This window comes from Streptomyces viridosporus, from assembly GCF_002078235.1.
GTDB classification, from domain to species: domain Bacteria; phylum Actinomycetota; class Actinomycetes; order Streptomycetales; family Streptomycetaceae; genus Streptomyces; species Streptomyces viridosporus.
In genome coordinates this window covers 1-7,825 of record NZ_MSGP01000407.1, presented here as the reverse complement: position 1 = coordinate 7,825, position 7,825 = coordinate 1, and the positions used below count along the sequence as shown (strand labels likewise).

The following is a 7,825-nucleotide window of genomic DNA, read 5'->3' as shown; positions in this document are numbered from 1 at the left end:
GCCCTCACGTCCCCCGGCCCCTCTGCTCCGGGGGAGCTTCGCTCAGGGCGGGGCCGGGGGACGTGAGGGCGGTCATGCGGGCGCTCCTTCCAGGGCGGGCCGCGCGGTGCGGGAGCGCAGCCACCAGTCGCGCAGTCCCCACAGGACCAGCGCGCCGTAGATGACGTAGACGAAGCCGGAGAAGGCGAAGCCGTTGGCGAAGTTCAGGGGGACGCCGACGAGGTCGACGAGCAGCCAGGCGACCCAGAACTCGACCATGCCGCGGGCCTGGGCGTACATGGCGACGATCGTGCCGACGAAGATGTAGGCGTCCGGCCAGGGGTCCCAGGACAGGGACGGGTAGAGGGTGAACAGTCCGCCGACGGCGAGGGTGCCGGCGGCCGCGGCGGCGCACAGCGCTCCGCGCTCGCGCCAGGTGGCGAAGCGGACCGCGACGGAGCCGTCCTGCGCCTGCCGGCGGCCGCGGTTCCACTGCCAGAAGCCCCAGGCGGCGACGAGCATCACGACGATCTGCTTGCCCGCGCTGCCGGAGAGGTGGGCGGTGGCGAAGGCGGCGAAGAGGATCAGGCCGGAGACGAACTGGGCGGGCCAGGTCCAGATGGAGCGCCGCCAGCCGAGGGCCAGGGCGACCAGACCGATCACGTTGCCGATCATGTCCGACCACTTGATGTGCTGGTCGAAGAGGACGAAGGCCTCGGAGTTGAGCCAGTTCACCGCGCGGCCCCCTCGCCGAGGGCCCGGTCGCCGATCATCCGCTCGACGTACTTGGCGATGACGTCCACCTCGAGGTTGACCGGGTCGCCGGGCTGCTTGAGGCCGAGCGTGGTCAGGGCGAGGGTGGTGGGGATCAGGCTGACCGTGAAGAAGTCGGGGCCGGCGTCGACGACGGTGAGGCTGATGCCGTCGACGGTGATGGAGCCCTTCTCCACCACGTAGCGGGAGAGGTCCGCCGGGAGGGAGACCTTCACGACCTCCCAGTTCTCGGACGGCTTGCGCTCGAGGATCTCGCCGGTGCCGTCGACGTGCCCCTGCACGATGTGGCCGCCGAGGCGGGCGCCCAGGGCCATGGGGCGTTCGAGGTTGACGCGGGAGCCGACGGCGAGGGCGCCGAGGCTGGAGCGGTTCAGGGTCTCGGCCATCACGTCGGCGGTGAACTCGTCGCCCCCGTGCTCGACGACGGTGAGGCAGACGCCGTTGACGGCGATGGAGTCCCCGTGTTTCGCGTCCTCGGTGACCACGGGGCCGCGCAGCCGGAAGCGACAGGCGTCGTCGAGGGTCTCGACGGCGGTGACCTCGCCCAGCTCTTCGACGATTCCGGTGAACACTTCCCGGGTCCTCCTGCCTCTTCGGGCACGGACTCCGGGGCTGTCGATGACGACAGATCGTACGGACGAGGACACCGGGGCGACGCCGGACAGGGTTCGCCTCGACGGCGAACCGGTACGGCGGCGCGCATGATGCCCGCCCGCCGCGCACTGCCTCCCATCCGGACTTTAACCGTCGGTCCAGGAATTTCACCTGGTCAACCGACCGCTGGAAGCGGCCGGGTCGCGGACTGTAACCGCCGGTTCGGACTTTCACCGACCCCGGAGTGCGCTGCTACTGGTACAGGGTCAGTGTGCCATGCCCGATCGCCGTGCACAGGGGCGGGAGGTGTGGGGTGGCTCACAGCGGGCGGTGCCGGCCCGCCGGACACGGGGCGGAGAGGCGCCCCCTTCCCGCCCCCGCATCCGGGAGCCGTGGAATTGGTCCATACCTATTGACGGTGTGGTCTAGTCCTCTTAGGGTCTGCGCCAGCACCAGGGAGCCTGCTGACTCTCGCGAGACCGGCCCGGCGGCGGTGACGACGGCCCTTGCCCGCCGCCGGGTCTCACCACGTCACCGTGGTGGGCGCGTGACGCGGGGCCGCCCGCACACGGGCGGGTCGGTGCGGCGCCCGGTCCGGGGCGGACCGCCCCTCCCGGCCGAACGGACCCGTCCCCCGGGTGCGGGCCGCGGCGGGCCCGGACAAGCTGGACCTCGTGCGCCGCCGGACTTCGACGCCGTCGGCCGGCGTCGGCGCGAGGCCCGCGGCCACGGCTCCTCGCGCCGGTGTCACATTCCGCGGCGGCCGCCCGTCCGGTGGGCGAGGGGCGCTCCAGCGGGGAGCGCCCGGTGTCCGAAAGGGCTGAACGACATGACCACGATCCTGGTGACCGGTGGTACCGGAACGCTCGGCCGGCTCGTCACCGAGCGGTTGCGGGCGGACGGGCACGAGGTGCGGGTGCTCAGCCGGAGCTCCCGGCCGTACGCCGTCGACCTGCGCGAGGGCGGGAGCGGGCTGGACGCGGCGGTCCAGGGGGTGGAGACGATCGTGCACTGCGCGACCTCGCCGCGCGGTGGTGACGAGCGTGCGGCACGGAACCTGATCGCGGCGGCGCGGCGGGCCGGGGTGGGGCACCTGGTGTACATCTCGATCGTCGGCGTCGACCGGGTGCCGTTCGGCTACTACCGGACCAAGCACGCGGTGGAGCGGCTGGTCGAGGAGTCGGGGCTCGGCTGGACGGTGCTGCGCGCCACCCAGTTCCACGATCTGGTGCTCACCCTCCTCCAGGGCCTGTCCAGGCTGCCGGTCGTGCCGCTGCCCGCCCGTGTGAAGGACCAGCCGATCGACGTCGCCGAAGTCGCCGCACGGCTGGTGGAGCTGGCCCAGGGCGGGCCGGCGGGCCGCGTCGAGGACATGGGCGGCCCGGAGGTGCGGACGTTCGACTCGCTGGCCCGCGCGTACCTGAAGGCCACGGGCCGCCGTCGCGCGGTGGTGAAGGTGCCCCTGCGCGGCGCGGCCTACCGCGCCTTCCGGGCCGGCGGCCATCTGGCCCCGCAACGGGCGGTGGGCAAGCGCACCTTCGACGAGTTCCTGGCGGAGCGGTTCCGGGGCGCGGGACGCCGGTGAGCGGGCGGGCCTCCGCCGGGCCGGCAGGGGCGTCACCGGTGGGGCCGCAGGGGGCGCCGGGGCTCTCGCCCGGCCCCGCGGCGGCTGCGGACCGGCCGGGCCGACCCTGCCGGCGGGATCAGCCGGCGGGGTCGGAGCACCACGGCACAGGGGAGCCGAAGAGCTCGTCCTGGGCGCGGTCCCGGGCGGTCAGCAGCGCGCCCCGCAGGACCGCGCCGCCGCCCAGGGCACTGGCCCGCACCTCGGTGGGCAGGGGCGAGACGACGGCCAGGCGGTCCCGCACCCGGGAGGCGAGCGCCTCCCCGCCGGCCTGACCGACCTCCCCGCCCAGCACCACGCATCCGGGATCCAGCAGGGCGACCACCGACGCGACGCCCACCACGATCCGGTCGGCCAGCGCGTCGAGGAAGCGCGCCCCGGCGGACGCCGCCCCGGCGGACGCCGGCCCGGCCTCCCGGGCGGCCGCCCGTACCGCCTCCGCCGCCACCGGGTCGGCCGCGGAGGCGGTCACGAGGCCGTGCTCCGCCGCCAGTTCCGCGACCGCCGCCGCCCCGACCAGGGAGTGGAAGCCGCCCGCGCAGTCCGTGGCCGACGGGAGGCCGTCGGTGCCCGGAACCGGGAGGAAGCCGATCTCGCCCGTGCCGCCGGAGGCACCCCGGCGCAGGGTGCCGTCGAGGATCACGGCCGCGCCGGTGCCGTGGCCCAGCCACAGCAGGACGAAGGTGTCCCGGTCGTCGGCCGCCCCGTCGCGCTGCTCGGCCAGCGCGGCGAGGTTGGTCTCGTTCTCCACGCTGACGCGGGCCTCGGGGAGGCGTTCCTGGAGCGCGTCGACCAGGCGGCGGTGCCATTCGGGCAGGCCGGTGGAGTCGCGCAGTGCGCCGCTCGCGGGGTCGATCAGTCCCGGCGCGCCGATCCCGACGGTGTGCAGCCGGTCGGCGCCCGCCTCCTTCACCGTCCGCTCGACCAGCGCCACCGCCTGCTCCACGGCCGGCCCCGTCCCCGCCTCCCCGGTGATGGGCACGGAGGCCTCGGCCAGGACCTCGCCGACGAGGTCGGAGACGACCACGGCGACGCCTTCGGTGCGCACGTCGAGCGCGGCCAGGTGCGCCCGGCCGGCGACGATGCCGTACAGCTTGGCGTTGGGTCCGCGCCGCTGCTCCCCCGCCTCTCCGACCACCGCGACCAGACCGGCGGCGGTGAGGCGCTCGACGAGGTCGGCGACGGTCGGCCGGGAGAGCCCGGTCAGCTGCTTCAGCCGGCCTGCCGTCAGCGGGCCCTCCCGCTGGAGCAGACGCAGGGCGAGCCGGTCGTTGATGGCTCTGGCGGTGCTCGGGGATGCGGCCATGGCGGGATCCTCCCAGATCGGCGGGGCCGGTCGGGTCCGGGACCGGCGGTGCGGAATCAGCCGTGAACCACTTATCCATCAGGCAGGTTACCTGATAGTTTACGGCGGCACGCGCGGGGACGGACGACCGAAGGGGCGGGGCGGATGGGTGCAGAGGTCCATGGGCGGCTCGAGGTGAGACGGGCGCGGTACGCCGTGGCCACCGTGTTCGCCGTGCACGGCGCCGTCACCGGCTCGTTCGCCACCCGCGTCCCGTGGATCCAGGACCACGCCGGGGTCGGCGCGGGGCAGCTCGGGCTGGCGCTCGCCTTCCCCGCGCTCGGCGCGTCCGTCGCGATGCCGCTCGCCGGGAGGATCAGTCACCGCTTCGGCGCCCGCACCGCCCTGCGTGGACTGATCGCCCTGTGGACGCTCGCGCTCGTCCTCCCCTCGCTCGCCCCGAACATGCTCACGCTCTGCCTGGTCCTGTTCGTCTACGGCGCCACGGCCGGCATGTCCGACGTGGCGATGAACGCGCTGGGCGTGGAGGTGGAGAACCGTCTCGACAAGTCGATCATGTCCGGGCTGCACGGCATGTGGAGCGTCGGTGCCCTGGTCGGCTCGGCGGCCGGCACGCTCGCCGCGCACCTCGGTGCGGACGCCCGGCTGCACCACGCGCTCGCGGCCGCTGTCCTGACGGCGGTGGGCGTCACCGCCTGCGCCTGGGTGCTGGATCTGCAGCCCGCCGAGGACGAGGAGCCGCCGCCGAGGTTCGCGCTGCCGCCGCGCTCCGCGCTGCTGATCGGCGCGATCGGGTTCTGCGCGGTGTTCGCGGAGGGCGCGAGCCTGGACTGGTCGGCGGTCTACCTGCGCGACCGGCTCGACGCCTCGGCCGGTCTCGCCGCCGCCTGCACCACCGGTTTCACCCTGACCATGGCGATCGCCCGGATCGCCGGGGACCGGGTGGTGGACCGCTACGGCGCCGTCCGCACGGTCCGCGCGAGCGGGGCGCTCGCCGTGCTCGGCGGACTGCTGATCGTCCTCGCGCGGCACCCCGCGGTGGCGATGGGCGGTTTCGCCCTGATGGGCCTGGGCATCGCGGTGGTCGTGCCGCTGTGCTTCGCCGCCGCCGGGCGCAGCGGCCCCAATCCGAGCCTGGCCATCGCGGGCGTCGCGACCATCACCTACACCTCGGGCCTGATCGCTCCGAGCGCGATCGGGCTGCTGGCCCAGGCGACCAGTCTGATGGTGTCGTTCGTCCTGGTCACGGTGTTGTCGTGCGGTCTGGCCGGCTTCGCGAGGGTCCTGCGCGCCGGGGACCGTACGCCGATCACGCGTCCGGGCGCAGCAGTTCCCGAGCCGCGGCCCTGAACGCCTCGCTCCAGGGCGCCGGGCGCAGCGTCCCGGCGTCCAGCCGCACCAGCACCCGGCTGCCCCGCGCGTACGTCACCGCGCCGTCCCGCGAACAGAAGCGGAAGCCGTAGGTCAGCCCGGTCGTGCCGAGCCGGTCCAGCCAGAGGTGGACGGCGTGGGCGCCGGTCCGGGTCACCGGCGCCTCGTAGCCGATCCGGAACTCCCTGACCGCGTTGCAGGCGTCGCCGGCCGCGGCCCAGTCGCCCTCGAAGCGGATGCCCTTCTCCTGCCACAGCTCGGTCCAGGCCCGCTCGACCAGCAGCGGGTAGCGGGCGTTGTGCAGCAGCCCCAGCGCGTCGAGGTCGTCGAAGTGGACGGTCACGGGGATCAGCCGGCCGTGGGACGGGGCGGGGGCGGTCGGGACGTCGACGGTCACGGGTGGGGCTCCTGGGACGCACGGGATGAATGCCGCATACATCGAACAGCGGCGCGCCCTCATCCTAAGCAGACGCTCAGCCGGGGCGGGCCCACCCGGTCGGGCCGTCCGGAGCACTCCTGTTCACCCCTGACAATGGTCCGGACACGCTGCACGTACGACGAAAGCGACGACCCATGAATCTCGGCGTCCGCTGGACACTGCACGGCGACGGACGCACTCCGGCGCCCGGAGCGGTGGTCCGCCCCGACGAACGGCTCTCCTGGCCCCGCACCGTCGGGCTCGGCGCCCAGCACGTCGTGGCCATGTTCGGGGCGTCCTTCGTCGCCCCGGTCCTCATGGGCCTGGACCCCAACCTCGCGATCATGATGTCGGGTGTCGCGACCATCGTCTTCCTGCTGGCGACCCAGGGGCGGGTGCCCAGCTACCTGGGCTGCTCGCTCTCCTTCGTCGGCGTCGCCGCGGTCATCCGGGCCCAGGGCGGGTCGAGCGCCACCGTGACCGGCGCGGTGTTCGTGGTCGGGGCCGCGCTGTTCCTGGTGGGGCTCGCGGTGCGGCGTTTCGGGGCGCGGATCATCCACGCCACGATGCCGCCGATCGTCACCGGCGCGGTGGTGATGCTGATCGGCTTCAACCTGGCGCCGGTGACCGCCGCCACGTACTGGCCGCAGGACCAGTGGACCGCCCTGTCCGTGATGCTGTTCACCGGCCTGGCGGTGGTGTGCCTGCGGGGCTTCTGGTCCCGTGTCGCGATCTTCCTCGGGCTGGTCTTCGGGTACGCGCTCTCCTGGGCCCTCGACCTGGTCTTCGGCCGGATCCACTCCGCGGACGCGAGCGGCAAGGTCACCGACCACTGGCGCCTGGACCTGTCCGGTGTGGGCCAGGCCGACTGGTTCGGTCTGCCGAACCTGCACGGCCCGTCCTTCGAGTGGTCGGCGATCCTGGTCGCCCTGCCGGTCGTCATCGCGCTGATCGCCGAGAACGCCGGGCACGTCAAGGCCGTCGGCGAGATGACCGGCGACAACCTCGACGACAAGCTGGGCACGGCCATCTCCGCCGACGGCGTCGGCTCCATGCTGTCCACCGCCGTCGGCGGCCCGCCCAACACCACCTACTCCGAGAACATCGGCGTGATGGCGGCGACCCGGGTCTACTCGACCGCCGCGTACTGGGCCGCCGCGTGCTTCGCCCTGCTGTTCGGCCTCTGCCCGAAGTTCGGCGCGGTCGTGGCCGCGATCCCCGGCGGTGTGCTCGGCGGGATCACCGTCATCCTGTACGGCATGATCGGCCTGCTCGGCGCCCAGATCTGGATCAACGCCAAGGTGGACCTGCGCAATCCGCTGAACCTGGTACCGGCCGCCGCGGGCATCATCATCGGCGTCGGCAACGTGACGATGGAGTTCACCGACACCTTCTCCCTCAGCGGCATCGCGCTGGGCACGCTCGTCGTCATCACCGGCTACCACGCGCTGCGCGCCTTCGCGCCCGCCCACCTCAAGACGCAGGAGCCGCTGCTCGACGAGGGCACCTCCTCCTACGACGACAGCGGCAGGGGCGACCCGGGCGACGAGAGTCCTCAGCGCGCCAGCTCGTAGGCGTACGACGGGGTGAAGGTGCCCGGCGCCCCCTTGCAGCCGTCCGACTCCCCCGGCAGCTTCACCCACAGGTAGGCGTCGATCCCCGGCTCGCCGGTATCGAGCGTCGGGGCGCGGCCGAGCTTGCGGCCCGCCGGGTCGCACCACTCGCCGTCGGCCGGGGCGCCGTTGCCGTTGCGGCTGGT

Annotated in this window: 8 protein-coding genes and 1 riboswitch; of the genes, 3 read left to right on the top strand and 5 right to left on the bottom strand. The window is 73.8% G+C overall.

The window, feature by feature from the left end; translation table 11 throughout:
• Positions 1–72: 72 nt before the first annotated feature.
• A complete protein-coding gene (locus tag B7L92_RS27015; protein ID WP_081239980.1) occupies positions 73–714 on the bottom strand; it encodes a nicotinamide mononucleotide transporter family protein in 642 nt (213 codons plus the stop codon).
• Positions 711–1,325 carry a riboflavin synthase gene (locus B7L92_RS27010; RefSeq protein ID WP_081239979.1) on the bottom strand — a complete coding sequence of 205 codons (615 nt, stop codon included), beginning with the start codon at positions 1,323–1,325 and terminating at the stop codon, positions 711–713. Before B7L92_RS27010 ends, B7L92_RS27015 begins: the two co-directional genes overlap by 4 nt.
• A gap of 143 nt (positions 1,326–1,468) precedes the next feature.
• Positions 1,469–1,599, bottom strand: a riboswitch (FMN riboswitch).
• Positions 1,600–2,176: 577 nt separating this feature from the next.
• On the opposite strand from B7L92_RS27010, the gene B7L92_RS27005 reads away from it, so the two are divergent.
• Positions 2,177–2,932 (top strand): SDR family oxidoreductase, encoded by a 756-nt coding sequence (locus B7L92_RS27005; RefSeq protein ID WP_081239978.1) that lies wholly within the window; start codon positions 2,177–2,179, stop codon positions 2,930–2,932.
• A 118-nt stretch (positions 2,933–3,050) separates the two neighbouring features.
• On the opposite strand, the gene B7L92_RS27000 is transcribed toward B7L92_RS27005, so the two are convergent.
• A complete protein-coding gene (locus B7L92_RS27000) occupies positions 3,051–4,277 on the bottom strand; it encodes an ROK family transcriptional regulator (RefSeq protein ID WP_081239977.1) in 1,227 nt (408 codons plus the stop codon).
• 144 nt (positions 4,278–4,421) lie between these two features.
• Here B7L92_RS27000 and B7L92_RS26995 point away from each other — a divergent pair, with 144 nt between their 5' ends.
• Positions 4,422–5,627, top strand: coding sequence for an MFS transporter (locus B7L92_RS26995; RefSeq protein WP_081239976.1), 1,206 nt, complete (start codon positions 4,422–4,424; stop codon positions 5,625–5,627).
• Here B7L92_RS26995 and B7L92_RS26990 read toward each other — a convergent pair.
• Complete coding sequence (locus B7L92_RS26990) at positions 5,587–6,045, bottom strand: acyl-CoA thioesterase (protein ID WP_081239975.1); 459 nt, start codon at positions 6,043–6,045, stop codon at positions 5,587–5,589. The genes B7L92_RS26995 and B7L92_RS26990 overlap by 41 nt on opposite strands.
• Before the next feature lie 176 nt (positions 6,046–6,221).
• Here B7L92_RS26990 and B7L92_RS26985 point away from each other — a divergent pair, with 176 nt between their 5' ends.
• The gene (locus B7L92_RS26985; protein WP_081239974.1) at positions 6,222–7,640 is read left to right on the top strand and encodes a uracil-xanthine permease family protein; all 1,419 of its coding nucleotides are present in this window, start codon (positions 6,222–6,224) and stop codon (positions 7,638–7,640) included.
• Here the strand turns inward: B7L92_RS26985 and B7L92_RS26980 are convergent.
• Positions 7,622–7,825 (bottom strand): glycoside hydrolase family 6 protein (locus tag B7L92_RS26980; RefSeq protein WP_174704023.1); only part of this gene is annotated, 204 nt, incomplete at its 5' end. The genes B7L92_RS26985 and B7L92_RS26980 overlap by 19 nt on opposite strands.

Bases quoted from the DNA above. Each gene is read 5' to 3' on its own strand.
- B7L92_RS27005 (WP_081239978.1), top strand. From the start codon at position 2,177: ATGACCACGATCCTGGTGACCGGTGGTACCGGAACGCTCGGCCGGCTC.
- B7L92_RS27000 (WP_081239977.1), bottom strand. From the start codon at position 4,277: ATGGCCGCATCCCCGAGCACCGCCAGAGCCATCAACGACCGGCTCGCC.
- B7L92_RS26995 (WP_081239976.1), top strand. From the start codon at position 4,422: ATGGGTGCAGAGGTCCATGGGCGGCTCGAGGTGAGACGGGCGCGGTAC.
- B7L92_RS26985 (WP_081239974.1), top strand. From the start codon at position 6,222: ATGAATCTCGGCGTCCGCTGGACACTGCACGGCGACGGACGCACTCCG.